24 protein-coding genes are annotated in these 26,641 nt (G+C 63.9%); 18 read left to right on the top strand and 6 right to left on the bottom strand.

The features are described 5' to 3' along the window. Positions 1-38: 38 nt before the first annotated feature. A complete protein-coding gene (locus tag CCK88_RS02500; RefSeq protein WP_086468962.1) occupies positions 39-1,556 on the bottom strand; it encodes an ATP-binding protein in 1,518 nt (505 codons plus the stop codon). A gap of 305 nt (positions 1,557-1,861) precedes the next feature. Between CCK88_RS02500 and CCK88_RS02505 the strand changes: the two genes are divergently transcribed. Together CCK88_RS02505 and CCK88_RS02510 are read left to right on the top strand one after the other, a co-directional pair. Beyond that, complete coding sequence (locus tag CCK88_RS02505) at positions 1,862-2,341, top strand: Lrp/AsnC family transcriptional regulator (RefSeq protein WP_086470773.1); 480 nt, start codon at positions 1,862-1,864, stop codon at positions 2,339-2,341. A gap of 6 nt (positions 2,342-2,347) precedes the next feature. After that, positions 2,348-2,749 (top strand): VOC family protein, encoded by a 402-nt coding sequence (locus CCK88_RS02510; RefSeq protein WP_086468963.1) that lies wholly within the window; start codon positions 2,348-2,350, stop codon positions 2,747-2,749. A gap of 15 nt (positions 2,750-2,764) precedes the next feature. On the opposite strand, the gene CCK88_RS02515 is transcribed toward CCK88_RS02510, so the two are convergent. The 3 genes from CCK88_RS02515 to CCK88_RS02525 all read right to left on the bottom strand — a co-directional run bounded on the left by CCK88_RS02515 (position 2,765) and on the right by CCK88_RS02525 (position 6,053). Next, complete coding sequence (locus CCK88_RS02515) at positions 2,765-4,171, bottom strand: HWE histidine kinase domain-containing protein (protein WP_170926328.1); 1,407 nt, start codon at positions 4,169-4,171, stop codon at positions 2,765-2,767. A gap of 181 nt (positions 4,172-4,352) precedes the next feature. Then, on the bottom strand, positions 4,353-5,366 hold the full coding sequence (gene moaA, locus CCK88_RS02520) for a GTP 3',8-cyclase MoaA (RefSeq protein WP_086468965.1): 1,014 nt from the start codon (positions 5,364-5,366) through the stop codon (positions 4,353-4,355). A gap of 96 nt (positions 5,367-5,462) precedes the next feature. Further along, positions 5,463-6,053 carry a L,D-transpeptidase gene (locus CCK88_RS02525; RefSeq protein WP_086468966.1) on the bottom strand — a complete coding sequence of 197 codons (591 nt, stop codon included), beginning with the start codon at positions 6,051-6,053 and terminating at the stop codon, positions 5,463-5,465. 307 nt (positions 6,054-6,360) lie between these two features. On the opposite strand from CCK88_RS02525, the gene rpiA reads away from it, so the two are divergent. The 5 genes from rpiA to CCK88_RS02550 all read left to right on the top strand — a co-directional run bounded on the left by rpiA (position 6,361) and on the right by CCK88_RS02550 (position 12,549). After that, a complete protein-coding gene (gene rpiA / locus CCK88_RS02530; RefSeq protein WP_244557492.1) occupies positions 6,361-7,002 on the top strand; it encodes a ribose-5-phosphate isomerase RpiA in 642 nt (213 codons plus the stop codon). Between the two features lie 19 nt (positions 7,003-7,021). Then, on the top strand, positions 7,022-7,543 hold the full coding sequence (locus tag CCK88_RS02535; RefSeq protein ID WP_086468968.1) for a DUF2059 domain-containing protein: 522 nt from the start codon (positions 7,022-7,024) through the stop codon (positions 7,541-7,543). A gap of 135 nt (positions 7,544-7,678) precedes the next feature. Continuing rightward, complete coding sequence (gene gor, locus CCK88_RS02540; RefSeq protein ID WP_086468969.1) at positions 7,679-9,052, top strand: glutathione-disulfide reductase; 1,374 nt, start codon at positions 7,679-7,681, stop codon at positions 9,050-9,052. 78 nt (positions 9,053-9,130) lie between these two features. After that, on the top strand, positions 9,131-10,507 hold the full coding sequence (locus CCK88_RS02545; RefSeq protein WP_086468970.1) for a class II 3-deoxy-7-phosphoheptulonate synthase: 1,377 nt from the start codon (positions 9,131-9,133) through the stop codon (positions 10,505-10,507). Positions 10,508-10,605: 98 nt separating this feature from the next. Next, positions 10,606-12,549 carry a PAS domain-containing protein gene (locus CCK88_RS02550; protein WP_086468971.1) on the top strand — a complete coding sequence of 648 codons (1,944 nt, stop codon included), beginning with the start codon at positions 10,606-10,608 and terminating at the stop codon, positions 12,547-12,549. A 17-nt stretch (positions 12,550-12,566) separates the two neighbouring features. On the opposite strand, the gene CCK88_RS02555 is transcribed toward CCK88_RS02550, so the two are convergent. Then, a complete protein-coding gene (locus CCK88_RS02555) occupies positions 12,567-12,992 on the bottom strand; it encodes a response regulator (protein ID WP_086468972.1) in 426 nt (141 codons plus the stop codon). A gap of 254 nt (positions 12,993-13,246) precedes the next feature. Between CCK88_RS02555 and CCK88_RS02560 the strand changes: the two genes are divergently transcribed. Both CCK88_RS02560 and gltX read left to right on the top strand, forming a co-directional pair. Next, positions 13,247-14,914 carry an NAD+ synthase gene (locus tag CCK88_RS02560; RefSeq protein ID WP_086468973.1) on the top strand — a complete coding sequence of 556 codons (1,668 nt, stop codon included), beginning with the start codon at positions 13,247-13,249 and terminating at the stop codon, positions 14,912-14,914. Next, positions 14,911-16,239, top strand: a complete 1,329-nt coding sequence (gene gltX / locus CCK88_RS02565) for a glutamate--tRNA ligase (RefSeq protein ID WP_086468974.1) — start codon at positions 14,911-14,913, stop codon at positions 16,237-16,239. The genes CCK88_RS02560 and gltX overlap by 4 nt, the downstream gene beginning before the upstream one ends. Here the strand turns inward: gltX and CCK88_RS02570 are convergent. Further along, the gene (locus CCK88_RS02570; protein ID WP_140048862.1) at positions 16,184-17,323 is read right to left on the bottom strand and encodes a DUF2865 domain-containing protein; all 1,140 of its coding nucleotides are present in this window, start codon (positions 17,321-17,323) and stop codon (positions 16,184-16,186) included. The genes gltX and CCK88_RS02570 overlap by 56 nt on opposite strands. A gap of 227 nt (positions 17,324-17,550) precedes the next feature. On the opposite strand from CCK88_RS02570, the gene CCK88_RS02575 reads away from it, so the two are divergent. The 9 genes from CCK88_RS02575 (at position 17,551) to CCK88_RS18185 (ending at position 26,498) form a co-directional block, all read left to right on the top strand. After that, complete coding sequence (locus CCK88_RS02575) at positions 17,551-18,558, top strand: fumarylacetoacetate hydrolase family protein (RefSeq protein WP_086468976.1); 1,008 nt, start codon at positions 17,551-17,553, stop codon at positions 18,556-18,558. Between the two features lie 106 nt (positions 18,559-18,664). Then, positions 18,665-19,108, top strand: coding sequence for a c-type cytochrome (locus CCK88_RS02580; protein ID WP_086468977.1), 444 nt, complete (start codon positions 18,665-18,667; stop codon positions 19,106-19,108). Between the two features lie 268 nt (positions 19,109-19,376). Next, positions 19,377-20,801 (top strand): cysteine--tRNA ligase, encoded by a 1,425-nt coding sequence (gene cysS, locus CCK88_RS02585; RefSeq protein ID WP_086468978.1) that lies wholly within the window; start codon positions 19,377-19,379, stop codon positions 20,799-20,801. Between the two features lie 152 nt (positions 20,802-20,953). Then, positions 20,954-21,304, top strand: coding sequence for an endonuclease domain-containing protein (locus CCK88_RS02590; protein WP_086468979.1), 351 nt, complete (start codon positions 20,954-20,956; stop codon positions 21,302-21,304). A gap of 225 nt (positions 21,305-21,529) precedes the next feature. Then, complete coding sequence (locus tag CCK88_RS02595) at positions 21,530-21,913, top strand: VOC family protein (RefSeq protein WP_086468980.1); 384 nt, start codon at positions 21,530-21,532, stop codon at positions 21,911-21,913. After that, positions 21,900-22,373 carry a GFA family protein gene (locus CCK88_RS02600; RefSeq protein WP_086468981.1) on the top strand — a complete coding sequence of 158 codons (474 nt, stop codon included), beginning with the start codon at positions 21,900-21,902 and terminating at the stop codon, positions 22,371-22,373. The genes CCK88_RS02595 and CCK88_RS02600 overlap by 14 nt, the downstream gene beginning before the upstream one ends. Continuing rightward, positions 22,373-22,876, top strand: coding sequence for a GFA family protein (locus CCK88_RS02605; protein WP_086468982.1), 504 nt, complete (start codon positions 22,373-22,375; stop codon positions 22,874-22,876). Before CCK88_RS02600 ends, CCK88_RS02605 begins: the two co-directional genes overlap by 1 nt. A gap of 9 nt (positions 22,877-22,885) precedes the next feature. Next, on the top strand, positions 22,886-24,520 hold the full coding sequence (gene cimA, locus CCK88_RS02610) for a citramalate synthase (protein WP_086468983.1): 1,635 nt from the start codon (positions 22,886-22,888) through the stop codon (positions 24,518-24,520). Then, positions 24,501-26,498, top strand: coding sequence for a LysM peptidoglycan-binding domain-containing protein (locus CCK88_RS18185; protein ID WP_140048863.1), 1,998 nt, complete (start codon positions 24,501-24,503; stop codon positions 26,496-26,498). The genes cimA and CCK88_RS18185 overlap by 20 nt, the downstream gene beginning before the upstream one ends. The last annotated feature ends 143 nt before the right edge of the window (positions 26,499-26,641 follow it).

Here is a 26,641-nt window from a genome sequence, read left to right on the forward strand (position 1 = left end):
TGGCGGGCAAAGCGGCCGAAATTCGACCGCAGAGGCCCTCAGCCGGCTTCCGAGTAAATTTCCAGCCGGTTGCGCTTTTCGACCACCGGGGCCAGCGCGTCCATGACGCGGGCGCGCGGGAAGGTAGCGATAACCTCGGTGCCGAAACGCAGCTTGGAGAACAGGTCGAAGCGGCCCTGGTGCAGGTCCATGATCTTCTGGACTATGGGCAGCCCGAGCCCCGCGCCCTGCTCGGCGGTCTTCTGCGCCAGCGACCCCTGGCCAAAGGACGACAGGACGGTCTCGATCTCGTTCTCGGGGATGCCCGGACCGTTGTCCTTGACCGAGATGAGCTGTCCGCCATCGCCGCTGCGCTGCACCACGAGCACGACCTTGCCCTGCTGCGGGGTGAACTTGATGGCATTGCTGAGAAGGTTCAGCACCACCTGCCGGATGGCGCGCTCGTCGCCCCAGAGCCGGGGAAGATTGTCGCCATAGCTGAACACCAGCTCGATGCCCTTGGACTTGGCACGCAGCTCCATCATGCGGCGGCAATCGGCGGCGATGTCGACCAGCGAAACGACCTCTTCGTTGAGCTCGTACTTGCCTGCCTCGATGCGGCTGAGGTCGAGCAGCTCGTTTATGAGATTGAGCAGGTGCTGGCCGCTCGAATGGATGTCGCCGGCATATTCCTTGTACTGGGGCACCTGGTGGGCGCCCAGCAGCTCGGACTTCAGTACCTCGGAAAACCCGATGATGGCGTTGAGCGGCGTGCGCAGCTCGTGGCTCATGGTCGCGAGGAACTGCGACTTGGCGATATTGGCCTGCTCGGCATGCCGGCGGGCCTCGTCGGACATGTTGCGCGCTTCCTCGAGCTCGTAGATCAGCGTGTCCTTTTCGGCCTGATGCGAGATGGTCTCGAGCTCGGACGCGTGCAGCTGCCGGGCAAGGAACAGAAAGAAAATCTCGCCGCAGATGGCCACCGCCGCCAGCGTATAGTTGAGAGTGCCGCCCAGCGCGATCAACGCGATCGACACGGTGACGGTGACGGGCAGGGTGCTCATCAGCGTCGCCGGCGGAAGCGTATGGGTCGCCACAGCATTGGACGCGATCGACACCAGCACCATGGCGAACATGACGGCGGACAGCGCCTCGGGGTCGGCCACCATGGCGAACAGTGCGAGCAGCGACAGCGCGACGCCGCCGACGCTTTCGGCCGCCACGAACCGCCGGGTCCAGCGGGCGGCGTTGAACTTGCCGGGCTCGGCCGTCTTGAAGCGACGCGCCGTCATGACCACGATCAGGAGACAGGCGATGACGAGACCGGCCCAGAGCGCCGTGATGGTCACCGGCACCCAGAAGCTCGCGACGATGGCCAGAATGCTGACGATTGCCGCCATCGGCAGGGCCGCGGCGATGCGCGCATCGGCATAGTCGTGCATCAGCTCGAAGTCGAAATCGGCGCGCGTGCCGGAACTGGAGGTCAGCCTCTGGCGAGCCTCAAGCACGGTTTTCTGTGCTGCGCGCTTGCCGTCGCGCCCCGAAAGGGCACGGATGTCGGCGTCGGGGACCGGCATGAACTCTTACTCGTTACTCAATATGCGAACAAAAACGCGCTCGCCACGCTCAGGGCGAAACCTTATGCGGGCCGTGGTTAACAGGGGATGAAATGGTTTTGCCCGCGTAGCCCGCAAACGCGGGGTCTCCGCCGAAAAGGTGTGGCGAGCGACGGGCAGACATGGTTAAGATTGCGTTGAAACGACACCACGAATGTCTTGGGCAATTTTATTGCGCCAAATTGCGCGATATGGCACTGCTTCTGGCGCGCGCCGTCCAAATTCTCGGCGCATGAGAAATCTGATTTCAAGAGGCCTGAATGGCGTTGGACAAGATCGACCGTAAAATTCTGACGCTCCTGCAAAAGGATGCGACCATGCCCGTGGCGGAAATCGGTCGCAAAGTCGGGCTCAGCACCACACCCTGCTGGCGCCGGATCCAGAAGATGGAAGAAGACGGCGTCATTCAGCGCCGCGTCGCCGTGCTCGATCCGTCCAAGGTCAATGTCGGCGTGACGGTGTTCGTCTCGGTCAAGACCAACGAGCACAACGACGCCTGGATGCGCAAGTTCTCCTCGGTCATCGACGAGTTCCCCGAGGTCGTGGAATTCTACCGCATGAGCGGCGACGTCGACTACCTGATGCGCGTGGTCGTGCCCGATATCGGCGCCTACGACACGTTCTACAAACGTCTCATCGGCAAGATCAACCTGACCGACGTCAGCTCGGCCTTCGCCATGGGCCAGATCAAGTACACGACGGCGCTGCCGCTCGATTTCGCCATCATCAGCGACGACGACAAGTAGGGCGCGGTGCTGATCGGCTTCGAACATGTCGGCATCACGGTGGGCGACATGGATCGCGCCATCGGCTTTTACTGCGGCCTTCTCGGGCTCCGGCTGGCGATGCGCACCTCGAGCGCCGGCGGCGAGCTGGCATTTCTCGATGCTGGCGGCGGCATGCTGGAAGTGGCGGCTCCGGTTCCCGCCGCCGGGCGCTTCCGCGACGTGCCGATGAGCGAAGCGGGCATGCGCCACCTGACCTTCGCCTTCGACGACGTCGACGGCATGATCGAGACGCTGGAAGCCGAGGGCATCGAAATCGTCGAGCGCCCGCGCAAGGCCTACAACACCGAAATGGTCCGCCGCGTCGCCTTCGTGCGTGATCCCGACGGGATTCTGGTCGAACTGGTCGAGCGCGCGCCGGGCCGTTAGTTGTCCCTCAACAGCCTAGCCGTCGCTGGACGGTTCGTCGGTGCTGTTCGTGCGGGTGACGCCTTGCAGGTGGTAGCGCACGCCTTCGGGCAGATAGTGGGTCTTTCCCATGCCTTCGAAATAGGACGGGACCACGCGATCGGTCAGTTTCGAGCCGAAGCCCGCGCTCGATGGCGGGATGACCGCAGGACCGTGGCTTTCGATCCAGTCGAAGTCGAAGGTCCGATCAGGTCCGGCCGTCCAGCGGATGGCGACGCGGCCAGCAATCGAGCTCAACGCACCATACTTTGCCGCATTGGTGGCCAGCTCGTAGATGGCCAGCGACAGCCCAACCGCCTGCTGGGCTGAAATCACGATTGAGGGGCCTTCGATGCTGATCTTGCCCTCGTCGCCGATATGCGGATCGATCGCTTCGCGCACGATCTCGGCGAAGTCAGTGTCGCCACCCTGTTGCGTGATCAGTGCCTGCGCGCGCGCCATGGCCTGAATGCGGGCCGAGACGATTTCACCGGCGTCTTCGAGGGAAGGGGCGTTGCGCAGGCTCGCGGCGACCACGGCGCTGATGACCGCCATGATGTTCTTGACGCGATGCACCATCTCCTGCTGCAGCACGCGCTGCTGCTCTTCGTTCTGCTTGCGCTCCGTGACATCGGTGAAGACGGACGCGATACGGTCGCCGCCCAGGGGACGGATGCGATTTTCGAACCAGCGCCCGCCTGCCTTTTCGGAATTGACGTGAAGCAGGGATTGCCCGGTCTCGAGCACGGTGCGGAAGGCCGGCAGCATTTCACGGTTGAGGTCGGGCATCAGCTCGCCCAGGCGCTGGCCGAGAATGGCATCGGGCGAGAGGTCGACGAGGCGCTCGAAGGCCGGATTGACCTCTTCGAAGCGGATGTCGGCGACCTCGCCGGCATCCGTCCGGACCGCTTCGGCAATGTAGTAACCTTCCTGCATGTCCTCGAACAGGCGCCGATACTTGAGCTCGGAGACGCCGACGGCGATTTCGCGCTCGACCACCAGCGCGAGGCTTTCGAGCACCCTTCGGTCGTGCTCGGTCCAGACGCGCGGGACCGTATCTATGGCGGCGAGCGCACCGACCAGTTCCCCGGTTGGAAGGGCGATCGGAACGCCGAGATAGGCGCGAACCCCGAGATCGGCGATCGCGTGATTGGTGCTGACCAGTTCGTGGAGATTGGCGTCGACGACTTCCAGCGGCTGTTCCCGTTCGACCACGTGCTGGCAGAACGAGTGCGTCATCGGCGTCTCACCGCGGCTATCCCAGGGCGAGGGCAGGCCGCAATGCCCGGCAAAAACCTGACGGTCTTCGTCGACGATGGAGATGATCGCCACCGGTACTTGCAGCGCCACGCGCACATGCTCTGTCAGGTGATGGAACTGTTCCCGGCCAGAACGGTCGAGCAATCCGGATTTCCGGATCGCGGAAACTCTTGGAGAGATAGTATTGGGCATGCTGGCGGACCTGACTGGACGGGGCGCCAGCCCGCCGTAGATATAGTATCGCGCCAAACCTGCAATGGGTCTTGCGTCCCATGATCAGGTCCGTGGCGTTTGATTGCCTCGGAGCGGCTGTCTTTAACCTGGGTTAACCCCCAGTGACGCTCATGTGTCGGGCGACTGCAGGCTCGGCATGAGTTCGGTCGAGCACGAAATCGTGTCCCTTGGGCTTGATCAGCATGGCATGATCAAGCGCCGCGTCGAGCGCTTCGGGCCCACCGCTGCGCAATGCATCGCGCAGGTTCACCTGATCATCCTGCCCGAGGCACAGATAGAGCTGGCCGGTTGCGGTGAGGCGCACGCGATTGCAGCTCTCGCAGAAATTGTGGCTCATCGGGGTGATGAAGCCCAGCGTGCCGCCGGTTTCTGCCACATGCACGTAGCGCGCCGGGCCGCCCGTACGCTTGGCGAGCCTGGTGAACGTATAGCGCTGGGCGAGACGATCATGCAGTTCGCGGAGGGGGAGGTGGGCGTCAACCCGGTCCATGCCGACATCGCCCAGCGGCATGCCCTCGATCAGGGTCAGTCCCATGCCCTGTCCATGAGCCCAATCCATCATCGGTTCGATTTCATGGTCGTTGACGCCGCGCATCGCCACCATGTTGATCTTGATCTCGAGGCCGGCTGCCTGGGCAGCGCCGATGCCCGACATGACATCCTCGATGCGGCCGCGCCGCGTGATCTGCCGGAAGCGCTCGGCATCGAGCGTGTCGAGCGATACATTGATGCGTCTCACCCCCGCGGCGTGAAGGCCCTGGGCATGCCTGCCCAATTGGCTGCCATTGGTGGTGAGGGTGAGTTCGTCGAGCCCGTGTCCGATCCGGCTGCCCAGGCTTTCGACGAGGGCCATGATGTCGCGACGGACCAGTGGCTCTCCGCCGGTAAGGCGGATGCGGGTCGTGCCACGGGCGATGAAGGCGCCGGCAATGGCCTCTACCTCCTCGAAGCTGAGTACGTCCTTCTTGGGAAGAAACGTCATGTCCTCCGACATGCAGTAGACGCAGCGGAAGTCGCACCGGTCCGTCACGGAAATACGCAAATAGGATATGCGCCGGCCAAAGCCGTCGATCAGCGGACGTTGCGGGGCGGGTGAGCCGGTCATGCGCCTAATCTAGCCATCAATCGTCGCAGAGCAAAGCGCCGGAAAAGCAAAGGGCCGCCAAATCGGCGGCCCTTCGTCAAAAACTTTGCGATCAGGTCAGTGATTGACGATGATCTTGGCGCCGACCTGGACGCGCTCGTAAAGGTCGGTGACGTCTTCATTGGTGAGGCGGATGCAGCCCGAGGAGACTGCCTGGCCGATGGACCAGGGTTCGGACGTGCCGTGCACGCGATAGAGTGTTGAGCCGATGTAGAGGGCGCGGGCGCCGAGTGGGTTTTCCGGACCGCCAGGCATATAGGCCGGCAGGTCGGGAACGCGCTTGCGCATAGCCGGGGGCGGGGTCCAGCCGGGCCATTCGGCCTTGCGGGTGATGCGATGCGTGCCGCTCCAGGTGAAGCCGTCGCGGCCGACGCCGATGCCGTACTTCATGGCCTTGCCGTCTTCGAGTACGAGATAGAGGCGGCGCTCGCCGGTTTCGATGACGATGGTGCCGGGGCGCTGGTTGGTTTCGTAGTCCACAACCTGCTTCTTGATCGGGCTGCCGCCACGCGGATTGGCGGTCGCGGTGCGCTCTTCGAACTGGTTCGTGTCGGGGTTGTACCAGACGGCGGCGGTTGCCGGCGCGGCGACACTTGCTGCGAGCAGGATCGACAGAACGATCGCCAGTGCAGTCTTAAGGATGCTCATGCTTTCACTTGGCCTCTAAATGCGCTGGCATGATTCGTGCCCGCGACGTCTTGCGCTCTTTACTTTGATTACGGTTGTCCCGGAAGCGTCGTGCCACTTTCCGGCCGCATCTGCGACATGATCGCCATATTTGTGTTGCCAGCCGGTTACACTGGTCGCTCACCAAACCGTGATCGTCAGCCAAAGGTCGGCTTGACAGTAGAGCTTTGCGGCTGCCAAACCCCGCTCGATCATTTGGGAGGGTGCCTTGAGCGAAGCCTTGAAACGTGAAGCGGCCGGCAGGGCCGTTGCCGAAATCCGCTCCGGCATGAAAGTGGGGCTGGGAACGGGCTCCACGGCACGGCATTTCGTCGACCTCCTCGGCGAAAAAGTTCGCGCCGGCATGGACATCGTCGGCGTACCGACCTCGGAGGCGACGGCGAGCCAGGCGCGCGAATGCGGCATTCCGCTTTCCGATCTCGACACGCTGGCGCGGCTGGACGTCACCGTCGACGGGGCCGACGAGATCGATGGTGATCTCAACCTGATCAAGGGCGCAGGCGGCGCATTGCTGCGCGAGAAGATCGTCGCCGCTGCATCCGACGCAATGATCGTCATTGCCGACGACACCAAGGTCGTTGAGGCTCTGGGCGGCCGCTTTCCGCTACCGGTGGAGGTCAATCGCTTCGGCCTCGGAGCCACCCGTGCCCTGGTGCAGCGTCTGGTGGATGGCCACGGCACGGACGGCTGGGTGAAGCTGCGCGGGGAAGAGGCCGGCACCCCGTTCGAGACCGACGGTGGACATCTCATTCTCGATGCTTTTTTTGGCCGCATTTCGCAGCCAGAAGCGCTGTCGAACGAGCTTTTGAACATCCCGGGCGTTGTCCAGCACGGCTTGTTCCTGAATATGTGCCGCAAGGCTTATGTGGCGACGCCGAATGGCGTAGAAACACTTCTCAAGGGCAACTGACCAGGTGGTACGGGACAAGATGGCTTTCTGGAATATTCGCAACTGGGCGCAGGGCGTCCGCATCATGGCCGTGCTGGCAGTGGTCGCTGGCGCCGTCGCTCCCGCCGTGCAGGCGCAGGAAGTGGCGCCCGAGCAGCTGGCCCTGGCACGCAAATATATCGACCTGACCGATCGCGGCGCCGTTTTCGAGACCACCGTGGTCGAGATCGGCATCGACACGATGCGCCAGATCGTGACGCAGAACCCGGAAATCCAGGAACAGACCGACGAAGTCATCGGCGACGTCATCAAGGATTACAATGGCCGCAAGGGTGAGCTGCTCGACCAGTTCGCCCGCGTCTACGCCATCTACTTCACGCTCGAGGAACTGACGGCGATCGTGGCCTTCTACGAGTCGCCCACGGGCCAGAAGCTGGCCCAGGCCAATGCCGAACTCAACACCGACATCCGCCGTGTGCTGCAGGTCTACACCAACAACCTGCGCACCGAATTCTTCGCCAAGGTCCGCGCCGGACTGCGCGACAAGGGCGTCGAGCTCTAGGAAGCGCGACGACAGGTTCAGACCCCGCCTTGTGCGGGGTCTTTTTTTATGTCACGCCGACACCATATTCATCGGTATTAGACGATGAATGCGACGACGTGCTGTGATGCGCCAATTCGCTTGCGGGGCTGAGAAATGGAATTCGACTACGATTTGATCGTCATTGGTGCCGGCTCGGGTGGCGTGCGCGCAGCGCGCATGGCGGCGACCTACGGCGCCAAGGTGGCCATCGTCGAGGAATTCCGCGTCGGCGGCACCTGCGTCATCCGCGGTTGCGTGCCCAAGAAGCTCTATGTCTACGCGGCGCGCTTCCGCGATCAGTTCGACGTGGCCGAGAGCTTCGGCTGGCAGGTCGACGCCAGTTTCGACTGGCCGACGCTCGTCGCCGCCAAGGAAAAGGAAATCACCCGGCTCGAGCATGCCTATTCAAGCAATCTCGAAAAGCCCGGTGTCGAAATCATCCGCGACCGTGCCGTGGTCACCGGACCCAACGGCGTGCGCCTCCTGGGCGACGGCCGCGACCTGAGCGGCAAGTATATCCTCATCGCCACCGGCGCGCGGCCCTTCGTGCCCGACATTCCCGGCGCGGACCTGGGCATCACCTCGAACGAGGCCTTCGACCTGCCGGCATTGCCCCATTCCATCCTCATCGAGGGTGGAGGCTACATTGCCGTCGAGTTCGCCACAATCTTCGCGGGACTGGGTGTCAACACCACGATCATCTATCGCGGCGACTGCATCCTGCGCGGCTTCGACGAGGACATGCGGCGCGGCCTCGAAGCAGGCCTGATCGATCGCGGTGTCCGCATCATCTACCAGACCACCATCCAGTCGTTGAGCAAGGCAGGCGACGACATTACCGCGACCTTCAGCGACGGCGTTTCAGCGCCCTTCGGCGCGGTGATGTTCGCCACCGGCCGCCGCCCCAACGTCGATGGCCTGGGACTCGAGACGGCGGGCGTGACCCTGACCGATGGCGGCTCGATCGCCGTGGACGAATATTCGCGGACGTCGACGGCCTCGATCTATGCCGTAGGCGACGTGACGGGCAGGGCGCAACTGACGCCTGTGGCCATCCGCGAAGGCTGGTATTTCGCCGAGACGGTCTTCAACGACAACAGGCTCAAGGTCGATCACTCGCTCATTCCCACGGCGGTGTTCTCCGAGCCGGAGATCGGCGTCGTCGGCTTGACCGAAGCCGAAGCGGCCACGCATGGAGACATCGACGTCTACCTGGCCAAGTTCCGGCCGATGCAGAATACGCTTTCCACGCGCACCGAGCGCATGGTTCTCAAGCTGATCACCGAAAAGGACGGCGGCAAGGTGCTTGGCGTCCACATCCTGGGACCGGCAGCGGCCGAGATGATCCAGCTTGTCGGCATTGCGGTCGGCATGGGCGCGACCAAGGCGGACTTCGACCGGACCATCGCGCTTCACCCCTCGGCAGCCGAGGAACTGGTGACCTTCAAGTCTCCGACCTATGTCTATCGCGGAGGTGAACGGGTTTAGCCCTTTCGCCCTTGTTTGCTCCGTCCGGCCTTGGTATTCCGCCCTCGCTGAACCAAGCCTGCGCAAGGAGCGCCCGAAATGACCACCTGGACCCCCAGCTCCTGGCGTGACAAGCCGATCAGGCAGGTTCCGGCCTATCCCGATCCGGCGGCCCTTGTGGAGGCAGAGCGCCAGCTCGGCACGTTCCCGCCGCTGGTCTTCGCCGGCGAGGCGCGTGAACTGAAGTCACGCCTGGCGGCGGTCGCACGGGGCGAAGCCTTCCTGCTGCAAGGCGGCGACTGCGCCGAAAGCTTTGCCGAACATGGCGCGGACCATATCCGCGACTTCTTCCGCGTCTTCCTGCAGATGGCGGTGGTCCTGACCCATGGCGCCGCCAAGCCGGTGGTGAAGGTCGGCCGTGTTGCCGGGCAATTCGCCAAGCCGCGGTCTGCCGATACCGAAGTCATCGACGGCGTCGAGCTCCCGTCCTATCGCGGGGACATCATCAACGACATCGCCTTCACCGAGGCGGCGCGCGTACCCGATCCGCAGCGCCTGCTGATGGCCTATCGCCAGTCCGCGGCAACGTTGAACCTGCTGCGTGCCTTCTCCATGGGTGGTTATGCCGAACTCACCCGGATCCATGAATGGACCATGGGCTTCATGAAGGGCTCCAGCTGGGACGCCCGCTTCGAGGAAGTCGCGCGCCGGATCGATGACGCCATCACCTTCATGTCGGCCCTGGGCATCAATCCGGAAAACACGCCGGCCCTCAAGCAGACCAGCTTCTACACCAGCCACGAAGCGCTGCTGCTTGGATATGAGGAGGCGCTCACCCGCCGCGACTCCATCACCAACAACTGGTACGCCACCTCGGGGCACATGCTCTGGATCGGCGATCGCACGCGCAATCCTGACGAGGCGCATGTCGAATACTTCGCCGGCATCAACAACCCAATCGGCATCAAGTGTGGACCGAGCCTGGCCAATGACGACCTGTTGCGCCTGCTCGACCGCCTGAACCCGACGGATGAAGCCGGCCGCATCACCCTGATCTCGCGTTTCGGCGTCGACAAGGTGCACGAACATCTGCCGCGTCTCATCGAGACGGTCCAGAAGGCTGGCCGCACCGTCGTCTGGTGCTGTGACCCGATGCACGGCAATACCGTCAAGGCCTCGACCGGCTTCAAGACGCGCCCGTTCGACCGGGTGCTGGGCGAAGTGCGCAACTTCTTCGACGTGCATCGCGACATGGGCACCTATGCGGGCGGCGTGCATATCGAGATGACCGGCGACGACGTGACCGAGTGCGTTGGCGGCGTCTCCGCGGTGACCGAGGCCACGCTGTCGGATCGCTACAACACCTATTGCGACCCGCGCCTCAATGCCAGCCAGGCGCTGGAACTGGCCTTCCTCGTCGCCGAGGAAGTGCACGCGCAGAAGCCACCGCAGCAGGATCGCATAGCTGGAGAATAATCTTCTCCGGCTCTTGAACCGAAACCTTTTTCGGAGCGTTATCGGGTTTGCGTTGATGTGCGTCCTGCGCAGCGTTGGCCGTGTTTAACGAGTGGGCAATGCCTAGAACCCTGTTTCCTCATGCTGCCCCCGAGACGCGCGAGCTTCTCGAACAAGACCCGACGCTCAAGCTTTTCAACGCGTTTGACTGGTCGTCCAATCCATTGGGTCCCATCCCGGACTGGCCCGAAAGCCTCAAGGGCGCGGTGCGACTGATGGTGGCTGCGTCCACACCCATGGTGATGATCGTCGGGCAGGACGGGATCCTGCTCTACAACACTGGCTATGCCGAGTTCGCCGGTAAGCGGCATCCCCAGATTTTCGGCATGAAGTGCCTGGAGGCCTGGCCAGAAATTGCCGATTTCAACCGCAGCAACATGGAACGGGGATTGCGGCGGGAGTCTTGGACCCTGCGCAACCAGGAACTGGTGCTGAACCGTCACGGCGAGCTGGAATCGGCCTGGATGGACCTGCATTACAGCCCGATCATGGGCGATGACGGTCAATCCATGGGCACGCTCTGCGTCGTCCACGAAACGACTGACCGTGTGCTGGCCGAGCAGGCGCTGGCCCGCAGCGAAGAGCGTATGTCGCTGGCTATCAGCGGCAGCGATCTCGTGGGCACCTGGGACTGGGATGTGTTGCGCAACCTGGTGACGGCGGACGATCAGTTCGCTGCGCTCTACAACCTCGACTCTCTGCGGGTCGGGCTTGGGGTGCCGCTGGACGATTTCCTGGCCGCCATTCACCCCGACGATGTTGACCGCGTTGCCGAGGAAATCTCTGCGGCGGTGCGCGACATCAAGCCGTTCAAATCCGAATATCGCCTGGTAGCTCCAGACGGACGGCTCACCTGGGTCGTGGCTTCCGGCCGGCCGCGCGCTAACAGCGAGGGGCAGGTGTATCGCTTCCCTGGCGTTGCGATCGATGTCACCCAGCAGCACTCCGTCCAGGAGGCGCTGTTCAAGAGCGAACTGCAGTTCCGGACGCTGGCCGATACCATGCCGCAAATGGTCTGGTCGACGCTGCCGGACGGTTACCACGATTACTACAACGCCCGCTGGTACGAATTCACCGGGATGCCGGTTGGATCGACCGACGGCGAGGGTTGGAACGGGGTCTTCCATCCCGAAGACCAGGAGGCCGCCTGGGTGGCCTGGCGCCATTCACTGGCGACGGGAGAGCCATACCAGATCGAATATCGGCTCAGGCATCATTCCGGCCAGTACCGCTGGACGCTTGGCCGCGCGCTGCCGATCCGCGATCAGAACGACCAGATCGTGCGCTGGATCGGTACTTGTACCGATATCCACGAATCCCGTCTCGCTGCGGAGGAACGGGAACTGGTGGCCCAGGAGCTGAGCCACCGTATCAAGAACATTTTCGCGGTCCTCACGGGGATCATCGGGCTCTCGGCTCGCAACAATCCCGAAGCCAAGCCTTTCGCGGAGCAGCTGCGCCAGCGCATCTACGCGCTTGGCGAAGCGCACGACTTCGTCCGCCCACACAGCTACGCCTCGCGCAGCCAGGCGGGGCAGGGCATGCTGTCCGAATTCATCGCGCGCTTGATGCGCGCCTATAATGACGGCGACGGCTACGAAGACCGCGTGCGGTTCCGCGGCGATGACGTCGTCATCGACGATGCCGCGGCGACTCCGCTGGCCTTGCTGTTCCACGAGCTTGCCACCAACGCCGCCAAGTACGGTGCTCTCTCCACCCCTGACGGCCATGTCGAAGTGACCGGCGAACATCGGGACGACGGATACAGGGTGGTATGGCGCGAGGCTGGTGGGCCTGCAGTGGCCGAGCCTTCTGCACTCAACGGATTTGGCACACGGCTTGTGGGGATGTCCGTCGAAGGACAGATGCGTGGGACTGTCGCGCGTAAATGGGCGCCCGAGGGCCTTGAGGTCGATATCCTTCTGCCTCCCGGTGCGCTCGCGCGATCATCGCGTCTTCAGTCGCGTCAGGACCCAGAGGCAGCTGCGCCGGACGCTGGCTGATCCTCCAGGTACAGGGGTCAGGCAAAGGTCTGGCCGCCGCCATCCCAATCGAAAAGTCTGAGGCGGCGCGGCGGTTGCGCATCGGCAGCGATGCGCTTGGCAACTGCGAATTCGACGGTTTCGCGCAGGTCGCGCTCGGTTGCCGGCTTCGGCAACACGCCGACCGTGCCCGGCACACCATCGCCCAACTGCGAAGGGTTGGCGGTGATGAACACCACGGTGACGCCGTGGGTCTGGGCCAGGATCCTGCCGATTGTCTGCCCGGTCGGGCCATCGCGCAGATTCAGATCGACCAAGGCGATATCGCATTGGCTGGCCAGAGCAAGCGCCGAGCGTTGGTCCCCAGCAATGCCCACGGGTTCATGCCCCATGTCGGAAACTAAATCTTCGATCTCCGTGGCGACGATGTATTCGTCTTCCACAATGAGCACACGATAGGTCATTTCAGGCAAGCAAGTTCGTTTCGTAAATCCAGTATAATGAGCATCAACTCATGCAATCGATTCAGGTTGCCGGATTTTCGTACTATCCGTCAATTGTGATCACCAAGCTGCCAGCACCAAGTTACCAAATTCACCACAACCGTTTGGTGGTGCGCGGCGAGGCAGCTTGCTCTGAATGGGGTGAGAAGCTAAGTCTTGCCCCGCATTTGCTCCCCGGCTGAATAGCCAGAATCCCGCACTCAGGCTAGTACCAAGTGACCGACCAGCTCCGTATCGCGCTCGCCCAGCTCAATCCCAAGGTCGGAGATCTTCCCGGCAATCTGGCGCTCGCTCGCAAGGCACTTGCCGATGCCAAAGCGGCCGGGGCCGACATCCTGATGTTTTCCGAGTTGTTCCTGACCGGTTATTTCCCGGATGACCTGCTGTTCAAGGACCAGTTCCTGACCGATGCGATAGCGGCTGCGCGCGCCATGGTCGCCGAGACCAGGGGGGCGGGCGTCGCGGTTATCCTCCCCACCATCTGGCTCGATGGGGGGCGTCTCCATAATGCTGTGCTGGTCGGCGAGGATGGGGAAATCACCGCCATCCGCTACAAGCGCGAACTGCCCAACTCCGACGTTTTCTACGAGAAACGCTATTTCGAACCGGGGCCGCTGGCGCTGCCGGTGACGATCAAGGGCGTATCCGTCGGCATCCCGATCTGCGAGGACATCTGGCACCCTTCGGTTTGCGAACATCTGGCCATGCGCGGCGCTGAAATCATGCTCTGCCCCAATGGGTCGCCCTATTGGACCGACAAGCAGCATATCCGCAAGGAACTGGTACGTGCCCGCGTCGCCGAAGACGGCGTGCCCATGCTCTATCTCAATCAGGTCGGGGGCCAGGACGAACTGGTATTCGACGGCGCGTCCTTCGCCATCGAGCCGGGCGACAAGCTCGTGCTTCAGGGCAAGTCCTTCGAAACCGACTTCATCGTCTCCGACTGGGTGCGCGCCGATGGTCGATGGACATGCGCGAATGGCCGCGTGGAAGACCTGACCTCAGTCGAGGAGGCCCCGTGGCGCGCCTGCGTGCTTGGCCTGCGCGACTATGTTCTCAAGAACGGCTTCAGCCATGTCGTCCTCGGTCTCTCAGGCGGCATCGACAGCGCCGTGGTCGCGGCGATGGCGGCGGATGCCTTCGGTCCCGACAAGGTCCACGCCATCATGCTGCCCTATCGCTACACGTCCGAGGCCAGCCTTCGCGACGCCAAGGACTGCGCCGATCGCATGGGCCTGCGCTACGATGTGGTCGCTATAGGCGATCCGGTGGATGGGGCGCTGGCAGGGCTCAAGCCGATCTTTGGCGATCGCCCGCTCGACACCGCCGAGGAAAACATCCAGTCCCGCATGCGCGGCACGATCCTGATGGCCGTTTCCAACAAACTCGGCTCCATGTTGCTCACCACGGGCAACAAGAGCGAGATGGGCGTTGGTTACGCCACCATCTACGGCGACATGAACGGCGGCTACAATCCGCTCAAGGACATGTTCAAGATGGACGTCTATGCCCTGGCGTCATGGCGCAACGCGCATCTGCCGGGAGATTGCCTCGGCCGGGCAGGGGAGGTCATTCCCCAGTCCATTATCGACAAGGCGCCGAGCGCGGAATTGCGGCCAGATCAGACCGATCAGGACAGCCTCCCGCCCTATCCGGTGCTCGACGATATCCTGACCTGCATCGTGGAAGATGAAATGGCGCTGGGCGACATCGTGGCGCGTGGCCATGACGCCGCGCTGGTCAAGCGCATAGAGCGGCTGCTCAATATCGCCGAGTACAAGCGCCGCCAGTCCGCCCCGGGCCCCAAACTGACCCCGCGCGCCTTCGGGCAGGGCCGCAAATATCCCATCACCAATGGCTACAAGGACCTGACCGTCGGATGAGCGTAACCGTTCGCTGGGCGCCGTCCCCCACCGGCCGCATTCACCTTGGCAATGCGCGACCGGCATTGCTCAACTGGTTCTTCGCCCGCCGTCACGGCGGCCGCTACGTGCTGCGCATGGACGACACCGACCTCGCGCGATCGACCCGCGAATCCGCCGACGGCATCGAGGCGGACCTCGCCTGGTTCGGCATCGCGCCCGACCTGCTCGTGCGCCAGTCCGAGCGGACGGCGCTCTATGACGCTGCGCGTGACCGGCTGATCGCATCGGGCCGGCTCTATCCCTGCTACGAAACCGAGGAAGAGCTTGATCGCAAGCGCGCCCGTGCCCGCCTGCTGGGCAAGCCACCGATCTACGATCGTGCGGCCCTGGACCTGAGCGCAGAAGATCGCGCCCGGCTCGAAGCCGAAGGACGGGTACCGCATTGGCGCTTCCGGCTGGACGGACGCCCGGTGCATTTCGACGACCTGATCAAGGGGCCGCAGACCGTCAACACCGCATCGATGTCCGATCCGGTCCTGATCCGCGCCGATGGCTCCTACCTCTACACGCTCCCATCGGTGGTCGACGATATCGATCTGGGCATCACCCATGTGATCCGCGGCGAGGACCACGTCTCCAATACCGGGACGCAGATCGAAATCTTCGAAGCGCTGGGCGGCAATGTGCCCATCTTCGGGCACCATAATCTTCTGACCGATGCGCAGGGGCAGGGTTTCTCCAAGCGGTTGGGCAGCCAGTCCATCAGTGACTTCCGCGCCGAGGGATATGAGCCGCTGGCCATCGCTATCGTCGCGACGCTGACGGGCACGGGCATGCCAGTCGAGCCCTATGCTGACCTCGACGCCATTGCCGAAAAGCTGGATTTTTCGATGATCTCGCATGGATCGGCGCGCTTCGATCCGGTCGAGCTCGATACGCTCAATGCGCGACTGCTGCATGCCATGCCCTATGCGGAAGCGGCGCCGCGTCTCTCCGCTCTCGGCCTCGAGGGCGAAGCCATGTGGCTGCTGCTGCGCGAAAACCTCGCGAAATTCTCCGATATCGCCGAATGGTCCAAGCTGCTGACCGGTCCTGTCGAGCCAGTGGTATCAGACGAGGATCGGGACTTCCTGGCCCTTGCCAAGGCCCTGCTGCCGCTCGAGCCCTGGGACGAAACCACGTGGAGCCAGTGGACCGACATTCTCAAGAACACGACCGGACGCAAGGGCAAGGCCCTGTTCCTGCCGTTGCGCATGGCCCTGACCGGGCGGCACGATGGCCCCGAGCTCAGGTCCCTGCTTGTCCTGCTTGGGCGTACGGCGTGTCTGGACCGACTACCCTGACGGTACGCTCGCCGATCTGAACGATCCGCAGGTCCTGCGCCGGCGGCGCCTCGGGCCGCCGCGCGACTTCGCCCGGACCTGCCGGGCGCGGACGCGGCAAGGGCACGTCCGCCAGCGCCACGGTCGTCACCTGTTCCACCGCTGCCGCCTGAACCGGAACGACGCCGCGCGGATCGCGGATCGGCATCGGCACCTTGAGCCCGTTGATGTCGAGCGTCGTGCGTCCGCTGCCATCCGGGCTGGCGACCAGAGCCACCGAACCGGCGCTCACCGGGGTGGCCTTGCACGTCGCATTCTTGTCAAAGGCGTTGCGATAGGCGAAGGCGCTCGAAAGGGCCGTATAGGGCGTGCCGTTCATGTTGCGCATCTGCTCGGGCTCTTCGCCCGGATTGGCGTAATAGTAGAGATCAACCGCCGTGTTCGGACACATCTGCTGGCACGTGGCGGCGTCGTTGCCGATATAGTCCGGTAGCGTCGCGTAGCTGATCGGCCAGAAATACCCATCGCTGAGGCGCACGCAGACGGTGCGGACGGTGTTGTAGCCCTGATAGCCCCAGTAGTCGCCGCCGTCGACAAAATCGCCATCAGTGAAGTCGCCTTCCGTGGTCGTGCCGAACACGCGATCGAAGACATTCTGGCGGTCCTGGGTGAAGGTTGCGCTCGAGCCGGCATTGCAGCCAAACCGGGCCATTTCCTGCAGGATCGCCTCGCGCTGCTGGGCGACGGCATTGGCGGTCTCGACGGTCTGGCTGACCTGGGCAAACTGATCGCGGAGGTCGAGAACGTCGCGCGCAATCAACTGGCAGGAGCGGCTGAGCTGGCGGCCGGCGCGGGCATCGTCGTTGCAGCCTTCGCGGATATAGCGGCTTTCGGCCTGCTGCACCTGGCGCTGCAACTGGCGCGCCGCATTGGAATTGTTGCCGACCTGACGGAATTCGCGATTGTTGTCGAACTGCGCCAGCGCCCCCTGCAGTTGCGCACACTGTGCCGCCTGGGCATGGGCCACGTGCACATCCAGCACCGAAACGGTCATCGCCAGGAGCAGGAGCAGAATGGGCCGCAGCCGGTTCATCGTCAGAGTCACACCAAATTCCCGTCTAGAACGCGCCCGGCAGATATGGCTCCGGATTGCCGTTTGAATGACCTCCGGCGGCGGGACGTTCCACGCCTGCACCGAAATCGGCCCGCGGCCGCAACCGCGCCGCCCCTTCGGTCCTTAAGATATCGCTAGGGCTCATGGCAACATTATAGCGCGTGATTTGCCCAGTGGCATCGCCAGCGGGCAAAGGCCCATCACAAGGAGACGACGGCATGAAACTCGCCACCCTGCGCACGGCCCGCCCGGATGGTCAGCTGGTCGTGGTTTCCGCCGACCTGGCGCGATGCGTTTCGGCCGGCCGGGTGGTGCCGACCCTGCAGGCCGCGCTCGACGATTGGGACCGTGCGGCGCCCGCTCTTGCCGAACTCTCCGCCCAACTCGATGCCGGCGCGATCGCCGCCCAGCCCTTCGATCCGGCCTCCGCCCATGCCCCCCTGCCGCGCGCCTATCAGTGGATCGACGGCGCCGCCTATATGAGCCATCTCGAGCGCGTTCGGTCCCTCAAGGGCAGTCGTGATGCGGAGCTGCAGTCGATCCGGCCGCTGCTCTATCAGGGCGGATCCGATTCGCTTTCCGGTCCCACCGCCTCGCTTGTCGTGCCTTCCGATGAGCTTGCCGTGGATTTCGAAGCCGAGGTCGGCGTCATCATTGGCCCGGTGCCGATGGGCGCGGGACGCGACACGGCGGCCCGAGCCATTCGTCTCGTCACCGTACTCAATGACGTGTCGCTGCGCCGGCTCGTTGCCGAGGACCTGCAGAACGGCTTCGGCTTTTTCCACGCCAAGCCCTCCACCAGTTTCGCGCCCGTTGCCGTGACGGTCGACGAACTGGGGTCCGCCTGGTCCGAAAATCGGCTGCACCTGCCCATCCGCATCAGCGTCAACGGCACGCTCTACGGGCAGCCCAATGCCGGCATCGGCATGCATTTCGACTTCGCCGACCTCATCGTCGAAGCAGCCCGCACCCGCAACCTGGCGGGCGGCACGATCATCGGGGGCGGCACCGTCTCCAACACTCACGACCAGACATTACCGATCAGGGCCGACGGCATCGGCTTTGCCTGCATCGCCGAGGCGCGAACGGCGGAAAAGGCGAAGTATGGCAGGGCCCGGACACCTTTCCTCAAGGCAGGTGACAAGGTCCGCATCGGGGCTGTCGGACGCGATGGCCGCTCGGTATTCGGCGACATCGACCAGACAGTCACGATTTTGTCCAACTGATTGATAACATTCGCGTGTGCCCGTTGGGCATGTCACGAACCCGTGTCAGGTTGACCTCATCGGAAGAGGGGCCGGACCAATTGTACATCGTCGAGGGAAGTATTTGATGCACATTCGCAAGGCCTCATCGGTCGCCATCGCAGGTCTGCTGCTTGCGGGCGTTGTCGGCGTTTTCGCCCAGGATGCCTTCACGCCTCCGGCCACGCCGGAAGAAGCCATTGCCATGCGCGAGGCGGTTATGAAGGAAAATGGTGGCCTGCTGCGCGGCGCCGCCAACCTGACCGGCGACGAGGCCGTTGCCGCGGCCCAGACCCTGCTCGACAACTACACCCACATGCCCGAACTGTTCCCCGAAGGCTCGGAAGGCGGTGACGCCCTCCCGGCCATCTGGCAGAACTGGGAAGCCTTCACCGCCATCATCGAAACCGGTCGCGCCGGTGCCGAGTCCGCGTTGACCGCAGCCCAGGCCGGAGACACAGCGGGCTATGCCGCCGGCCTCCAGACCGTCATGGGCACCTGCGGGCAGTGCCACCAGCAGTTCCGTTCTTAAGAACGCAGATTTCTCATCGCCTCCAAAGCGATTGGGGCGGCCTTCGGGTCGCCCTCTTTTTTGCGCTGACCGATTCTGATGATGAGGGGTTGATTTCCATTGGCCGCCCGGTCAATCTCCGCGGCATGAGACCAACGTGCACCATTACCTGCTGCATTATTACCTGCTAACCCAGCGTTGGCGGAGCGGTCTTCTTCATCCTGACAGGTTGTAACGGATAGAGGCTCCCCCGCCAGGGCACCCTTATGTCTGGCAACAGGACCTATCGATGACGACGGCACAGCCGCATCTATCGTTCTACAACACGCTGACCCGCTCCAAGGCGGCCTTCGAGCCCATGGATGCGGCTAATGTGCGTCTCTATGCCTGCGGCCCGACGGTCTACGATTTTGCCCATATCGGCAACGGCCGCGCCGCCATCGTTTTCGATCTGCTGTTCCGCGTCCTGCGCCATGTCTACGGCGAGAGCCACGTCACCTATGTGCGCAACATCACCGACGTCGACGACAAGATCAACGCCCGCGCCCTGCGCGATCATCCCGATCTGCCGCTCAACGAGGCCATCCGCAAGGTCACCGAAACCACGGCTGCGCAGTACCAGAAGGACGTGAGCGCGCTCGGCTGCCTCGAGCCCTCGGTCCAGCCGCGCGCCACCGACAATATCGATGGCATGCAGCGCCTGATCGAGCGTCTCCTGGCCAATGGTCATGCCTATGCAGCTGGTGGCGAAGTGCTGTTCGCCACGGATTCCATGGCCGATTATGGCCAGCTTTCAGGCCGTAATCTCGAGGATAATCTTGCGGGCGCCCGCGTCGCGGTGGACAGCCACAAGCGCAATCCGGCCGATTTCGTGCTCTGGAAGCAATCGAGCGACGACGAACCGGGCTGGGACAGCCCCTGGGGCCGCGGTCGGCCGGGCTGGCATATCGAATGCTCGGCCATGTCCGAGCGCTATCTGGGCGAAACCTTCGACATTCACGGCGGCGGTCTCGACCTGATCTTCCCGCACCACGAAAACGAGATTGCCCAGTCCCGCTGCGCCCACGGCTCGCACGCCATGGCCAATGTGTGGATGCACAACGGCTTCCTGCAGGTGGAAGGCCAGAAGATGTCCAAGTCCCTGGGCAACTTCTTCACTATCCACCAATTGCTCGAAACCGAGGATTTCGGCGGCCGCAAATGGCCCGGCGAAGTCCTGCGCCTGGCCATGCTGATGACGCATTATCGCGAGCCGATCGATTTTACGGTGAAGCGGCTGGAGGAGGCGCACTCGATTTGGAATACGCTGGTGACCGCCGCTATCCCCTATGACACTGGCGTGCCGGACGACGAGCTGATCGCCTGCCTGTCCGACGACCTCAACTCGGTCGCCGCAATCAAGCGCCTGCAGACGCTCCGCAACGCCAGCGTGCACGAAGCCGAACCATTCGCCGGCCAAAAACTGCGTTTCGGCCTAGATCTGCTGGGTTTCAAGTACCGCAACGCTGCCCAGTGGCTCGAGGAAAACGGCGTCGGCGCCACCGAGACGGCCCAAACCGAACAACAAGTCGCCGCCCGCCTCGCCGCGCTCAACGCAAAGGACTTCGCCCGGGCCGACGAAATCCGCAGCGAACTCGCCTCTAAGGGCATCGTGCTGATGGACTATAAGGACGAGTCCGGCCAGCGCGCAACTAAGTGGGAGGTGAAGCGGTGATACCGCAACACCCCTCATCCGGCGCTCCGCGCCACCTTCTCCCAAAAGGGGAGAAGGGGAGCCGGTGGTCTGCCTTGCATCCTGGTCAAACTCGATGCCACCCTTCTCCCCTCGTGGGAGAAGGTGCCCGAAGGGCGGATGAGGGGGACAGGATGCCGAATGGCGACAGACTTCTTGGTCATGCCCGATCTATTCGGCGCGAGCCGACGCTGGCCGAGCGTAAGCTCTGGGCTCTCTTGCGAGACCGCCGCTTCGTCGGTTTCAAGTTTCGACGCCAAGTGCCGATTGGACCGTACATTGCAGACTTCGTTTGCTACGAGACCAAGCTCATCATCGAGGCCGACGGCTCGCAACACGCTGACAATGCACGAGATGTGGCCAGGGACGCAGAATTGACCAGGCGCGGTTTCCGCCTCCTGCGCCTCTGGAACGCCGACATCCTGCTTCGCCCGACCCAGGTCGCAGATCTCGTCTGGGCGCATCTGCATGGAGTGTCGCCGTGACGCCGCTGCCCCCCTCATCCGGCGCTGCGCGCCACCTTCTCCCACAAGGGGAGAAGGGCAGGTCCGTGTTTTTCCCCGAAACTGAGGCAAACTCGGGTTACCCTTCTCCCCTCGTGGGAGAAGGTGCCCGAAGGGCGGATGAGGGGGACTTCTGCGACACCATCCTGCCATCCCCTGTCACATCAGCCCATCCAACTGACCACTCCTCAAACCGGAGTCGTTGCCATGCTTGATCACGTTGGAATTCTCGTTGCGGACTGGAACAAGTCCAAAGCCTTCTATGACGCGGCTTTTTTGCCGCTGGGCTACACGCTTCTTGCCGTTGTCCCCGAGCAGTTTACCGGCGGAGTGAAGGTCGGTGGCTATGGCAAGGGCAAGCCGGATTTTTGGCTCACCGAAGCCGTCCAGACCGGACCGGGCCGTCACTACGCCTTTGTTGCTGCCGACCGGGCCGAGGTTGACGCTTTCTATGCTGCAGCGATGGCCAATGGCGGCAGGGACAATGGCGGGCCAGGACCGCGTCCGCACTATCACGAGCACTATTACGGCGCCTTCGTCATCGATCCCGATGGCAATAATGTAGAAGCAGTGTGTCATGCCCCAGGCTGAAGCTCATACCGGTGGCTGCCAGTGTGGCGCGGTTCGTTTCCGCGTCACACGCCTCGGCCGTCCATCCATCTGCCATTGCCGCATGTGTCAGAAGGCCTTCGGCGGCTTTTTCGGCCCCCTGGTCACGGCGCATAACGCGGTCTGGACCCGCGGCGAGCCAAAGTGGTTTCAGAGTTCCAATGCTGCGCGTCGCGCCTTTTGCGGCGAATGCGGAACCCCGCTTGCCTATGAAACGCGCTTCGGGCTGGAACTGGCCATCGGCACCTTCGACGATCCCGCGGTCGCGGCGCCCGAAATCCAGGTCAACCTCCACGACAAGCAGCCGTTTTTCGACGGCTTGACCAGCCTGCCCGAACGCAGCGAAGTCAGCGACGAGTGGCGCGACTTCATGGCCGGCATCCATTCCAACCAACACCCGGACCACGATACCGCCGACTGGCCGCCGCGGGAGGAAACCTGATGGACCGCTATGCCCTCGAGGTGAGTGGCGGCTGCCAATGCGGCGCCGTGCGCTACCACGCCACCGAAATGTTCGACAATTCGCATATCTGCCATTGCCGGATGTGCCAGAAGGCGGTGGGCAATATCTTCGCCGCACTGGTCGCCGCCCCGCGAGAAGCCATCACCTGGACGCGAGGGACGCCGGCGCGCTTCCGCTCGTCCGACCATGTCGACCGCGGGTTCTGCGCCCAGTGCGGCACGCCCCTGTTCTACGAGGACACCACCGGCAACCGCGTCAACTTCACCATCGGGTCGCTCGATCATCCCGAACTGTTCCCGCCCGGCGCCAATACCGGCACGGAAGGGCAGGTGCCCTGGTTCGGCACCTTGGTCACCATCGACGATGGCGGACCGACCGAGGACCCGGCCCGCGAAGAGTGGTGGAGCGCCATCAGGGCCACCAATCATCAGCACCCCGACCACGACACCGACGCCTGGCCCACCGGGCCGTCATCCGAGTAAAGTCACGCCATGTCCCGCGAACGCCTCTACCTCTTCGACACGACCCTGCGCGATGGTGCCCAGACCGCCGGCATCGAATTCTCGCTTGAGGACAAGATCGCGATCGCACGCATGCTCGACGATTTGGGTGTCGACTACATCGAGGGCGGTTATCCCGGAGCCAATCCGGTTGACACCACCTTTTTCGAAAGCCGGCGGACGCGCAAAGCGACGTTCACGGCCTTTGGCATGACCAAGCGGGCAGGGCGCTCAGCTGCCAACGATCCCGGGGTGCAGGGGCTGGTCAATTCTGCCGCCGACGCCACCTGTTTCGTGGCCAAGGCCTGGGACTACCAGGTCGAGCTGGCACTGTCCTCGACCACCGGGGAGCATCTCGAGGGCCTTGCCGATACGGTGCGTACCGCCGCCGCGGCCGGCAAGGAAGTGCTGATCGATCTCGAGCATTTCTTCGATGGCTTCAAGGCCAACCGCGACTATGCGCTGGCCTGCGTGGAGACGGCGCTCGAGGCCGGCGCCCGCTGGATCGTGCTCTGCGACACCAATGGCGGCAGCATGCCCTCGGAGATCCGGCAGATCGTGGGCGAGGTCATGACCGTGGCCCCGGGCGACCGGCTGGGCATCCACCCCCATGACGATACGGGCCAGGCTGTGGCCAATGCACTTGCGGCCATCGAGGCCGGGGTGCGCCAGATCCAGGGCACGCTCAACGGCCTTGGCGAGCGCTGTGGCAATGCCAACCTCGTCACCCTTATCCCCACGCTGGTGCTCAAGCCGTATTACGCCGATCGCTTCGAAACCGGCGTTTCGGCGGAGCAGCTCGAGCGGCTCACGCACATCTCGCGGGCCTTCGACGATCGCCTCAACCGGGCGCCGGCCCGGCAGGCACCCTATGTCGGCGCCTCTGCCTTCGCCACCAAGGCGGGTATCCACGCGTCGGCGCTGCTCAAGGACTTTTCGACCTACGAGCACGTGCCGCCTGAAAGCGTCGGCAACGAGCGCGCCATCATGGTCAGCCAGCAGGCCGGCAAGTCCAACCTGCTGACGGCCCTCGCGCGCCATGACATCCGGCTCGAAAAGGATGATCCGCGCCTCGAACGGCTGCTCGCCACCGTCAAGGAGCGCGAGTCACGGGGCTATTCCTATGATGGCGCCGATGCGTCCTTCGGGGTGCTCGCCCGTCGCGTGCTCGGCACGCTGCCCGACTATTTCGACGTCGAGCACTACCGCACCATGGTCGAGCGCCGCCACAACGCTTCGGGCGAGGAGATCACCGTCACCGAAGCGGTGGTGAAGATCCGCGTCGACGGCGAATTGCTGATGTCGGTGGCCGAGGGCAATGGTCCCGTCAACGCGCTCGATTCCGCACTGCGCAAGGATCTGGGCAAGTATTCGTCCCGCATCGAAGACCTTGAACTGGCCGATTTCAAGGTGCGTATCCTGGACGGCGGCACGGGCGCGGTCACCCGTGTACTGGTCGAAAGCCGGGACGCCAGCGGCGAGCGCTGGGTTACCATTGGCGTCTCCCCCAATATCATTGATGCCTCGTTTGAAGCTCTGTATGAATCAATCACATACAAGCTGTTGAAAACTGAAGCGGCTCAGGATTCGACACTGGGGGCAAACAATGGCCGGGCAACCGGCTGAGCGACACCATCGGGAGGGCAAACTGGCCGAAACCGCTCCGAAACGACCTCTGGCTCTGACAATCGGGGCAGCGGCAGCTACTCTTCTCGTTATTCTCGGCGTCCTCAGCGGACCGTCGATCGTATCCTGCTTCAACAGCAGCGACGGCATGGGACAATGCCTGCGCGGCAAGATGGCCGATGTCGGCCTCGTGCCGGCCGCGCCGCCGGTGGCGACGGCCGAGGCCGAGCAGCCGGCCGCTGAGGCGACCGCCGCTGCTGTCGAGGAGGCTGTTCCAGACGAGCCCGCGCTCGATGTCACGCCGCCCGCCGATGCCGTTGCCGATGTTGCCGATGTTGATGGCGTTGTCGCCGCCACCTTCGGCCTCTTGCGCGCCGAGCCCGATGGATCGGTGGTCATCGCCGGTTCGGGCACACCTGGAAGCAAGGTCGAGGTTTTCGCCAATGGCGAATTGTTGGGCAGCGTCGAGGTCGAACCGAGCGGCGATTGGGTCTTCGTGCCCGATGCGCCCCTGTCGCCCGGTGGGCTCGAAATCACACTCGGCGAAGAAGGCAAGGACGGCACCGCTCCGGACAGTTTCATCGTCGTGATCGACGAGGACAAGACCAGTCAGCCGCTCGTCGTGGCCAGCAAGCCCGGCGAAGCCAGCGAAGTGCTTCAGGGCCTGACGGCGCCGACCCAGGTTGCCACCGCGCCTGTCGCCGACACGCCAGCCGTGCCGTCAGGTACGCCCGCTCCCGCAGCACCCGCGGCGGAACCTGCTGTTCCGGAAGAACCTTCGACGGATGTGGCCTCCGCACCCGAGACTGCCGCCCCGGCCGCCGAGCGTGGTGCACCAGCATCGGCACCCTCCGCACAACCGGCTCCTGCCGCGGCTCCCTCCGCTCCGGCTCCGGCGACACCGGCGCCTGCACCCACGGCGACTGCTGCGGCACCGGCGACCCCGGTCCCCGCAGAACAGCCCGCCGAGCCTGCGCCTGCGGACGAGGCAACTGCGGTTCCATCGGCCGTCCCCGCCCAGCCCGCGGCTCCATCCCAGGCCGCCCCTGCTGTGCCCGCAACACCTGCGACGCCTGCGACATCCGCGCCGGCCGTGGCGGACGCTCCGCCCAGCATCGATGCCATCGAGATCGAAAACGACCGCACCTTCTTTGCCGGCGCGGGTCCCGATGGCGGTATCATCCGCCTCTATGTGGACGACACAGTCGTGGCCGATACGACGGTGGAGGGTGGTCGCTGGCTGATCGAGGCTGGTGACGTACTCGACAAGCCCAGCCAGCGCGTCCGCGCCGACCTGTTGACGCCTGGAGCCGCCGATGTGGTGGCCCGTGCCGAAGTGGATTTCGTTGTCGACATGCCCGCCGGCGATGCCCCGATCGCGGTGGCGGAGGCTCCCGAGCCTGCGGCCCCAGCCGCACCGGCGCCCGCTGCTCCGACCGCGCAGCCGTCGCTGGAAACGCCAGCCACGCCAGCAGCACCGCCTGCCGAGCCGGTGGCCGACACACCGGCTCAATCCGCACCGGCTCCTGCGGCGCCGGCCGCGACCCCAGCCCCGCCCGCCACGCCTGCCCAGCCAGCTGCTCCGGCAGCGCCTGCGCAGCCTGCACCCTCCACACCGCCACCCTCGACACCGCCGGTAGCGACGCCGTCCGAGCCTGCGCCCGCTGCCCAGGCACCGGCCGCCATACCAGCTCCTGCGGTCGAACCGACAGCAGTGGCAGAAGCGACGACGGATGCAGAGCCTGCCGTTCCGACCATGGTGGCCGTATCGCTCGGCGATCCGGAGGCACAACGGTTCGCATCGGGCAAGGCCATCATCCGTCGGGGCGACAACCTCTGGACGATCGCGCGTCGCGTCTATGGCGAGGGCCTGCGCTACACCACGATCTACCAGGCCAATACCGGCCAGATCCGCGATCCGGACCGCATCTATCCAGGCCAGGTCTTCGACCTGCCCGAGGATGCTGCCGCGCAATGACAACAAAGGACGGCGCCTTCGGGCGCCGTTTTGCTGCGCCTATTGATTTTCCCCTGCATAAGCCCCATCTTCCATCGCAATTCACCGATAAACATGGTTGAGCATGCCGGCAGTGCCGGAGCGGTGACGAGCGAAGAGTTTGC

It is taken from the genome of Devosia lucknowensis (assembly GCF_900177655.1).
Classification (GTDB): Bacteria; Pseudomonadota; Alphaproteobacteria; order Rhizobiales; family Devosiaceae; genus Devosia; species Devosia lucknowensis.

What these genes read in the sequence shown, in the direction of transcription:
- CCK88_RS02600 (WP_086468981.1), top strand. Translation starts at nt 21,900, where the DNA reads ATGCCCCAGGCTGAAGCTCATACCGGTGGCTGCCAGTGTGGCGCGGTT.
- CCK88_RS02550 (WP_086468971.1), top strand. Translation starts at nt 10,606, where the DNA reads ATGCCTAGAACCCTGTTTCCTCATGCTGCCCCCGAGACGCGCGAGCTT.
- CCK88_RS02525 (WP_086468966.1), bottom strand. Translation starts at nt 6,053, where the DNA reads ATGAGCATCCTTAAGACTGCACTGGCGATCGTTCTGTCGATCCTGCTC.
- CCK88_RS02590 (WP_086468979.1), top strand. Translation starts at nt 20,954, where the DNA reads ATGCCGAATGGCGACAGACTTCTTGGTCATGCCCGATCTATTCGGCGC.
- CCK88_RS02545 (WP_086468970.1), top strand. Translation starts at nt 9,131, where the DNA reads ATGACCACCTGGACCCCCAGCTCCTGGCGTGACAAGCCGATCAGGCAG.
- cysS (WP_086468978.1), top strand. Translation starts at nt 19,377, where the DNA reads ATGACGACGGCACAGCCGCATCTATCGTTCTACAACACGCTGACCCGC.
- gor (WP_086468969.1), top strand. Translation starts at nt 7,679, where the DNA reads ATGGAATTCGACTACGATTTGATCGTCATTGGTGCCGGCTCGGGTGGC.
- CCK88_RS02535 (WP_086468968.1), top strand. Translation starts at nt 7,022, where the DNA reads ATGGCTTTCTGGAATATTCGCAACTGGGCGCAGGGCGTCCGCATCATG.
- gltX (WP_086468974.1), top strand. Translation starts at nt 14,911, where the DNA reads ATGAGCGTAACCGTTCGCTGGGCGCCGTCCCCCACCGGCCGCATTCAC.
- CCK88_RS02595 (WP_086468980.1), top strand. Translation starts at nt 21,530, where the DNA reads ATGCTTGATCACGTTGGAATTCTCGTTGCGGACTGGAACAAGTCCAAA.
- CCK88_RS02500 (WP_086468962.1), bottom strand. Translation starts at nt 1,556, where the DNA reads ATGCCGGTCCCCGACGCCGACATCCGTGCCCTTTCGGGGCGCGACGGC.
- CCK88_RS02580 (WP_086468977.1), top strand. Translation starts at nt 18,665, where the DNA reads ATGCACATTCGCAAGGCCTCATCGGTCGCCATCGCAGGTCTGCTGCTT.
- moaA (WP_086468965.1), bottom strand. Translation starts at nt 5,366, where the DNA reads ATGACCGGCTCACCCGCCCCGCAACGTCCGCTGATCGACGGCTTTGGC.
- CCK88_RS02605 (WP_086468982.1), top strand. Translation starts at nt 22,373, where the DNA reads ATGGACCGCTATGCCCTCGAGGTGAGTGGCGGCTGCCAATGCGGCGCC.
- CCK88_RS02575 (WP_086468976.1), top strand. Translation starts at nt 17,551, where the DNA reads ATGAAACTCGCCACCCTGCGCACGGCCCGCCCGGATGGTCAGCTGGTC.
- CCK88_RS02555 (WP_086468972.1), bottom strand. Translation starts at nt 12,992, where the DNA reads ATGACCTATCGTGTGCTCATTGTGGAAGACGAATACATCGTCGCCACG.
- rpiA (WP_244557492.1), top strand. Translation starts at nt 6,361, where the DNA reads ATGAAAGTGGGGCTGGGAACGGGCTCCACGGCACGGCATTTCGTCGAC.
- cimA (WP_086468983.1), top strand. Translation starts at nt 22,886, where the DNA reads ATGTCCCGCGAACGCCTCTACCTCTTCGACACGACCCTGCGCGATGGT.
- CCK88_RS18185 (WP_140048863.1), top strand. Translation starts at nt 24,501, where the DNA reads ATGGCCGGGCAACCGGCTGAGCGACACCATCGGGAGGGCAAACTGGCC.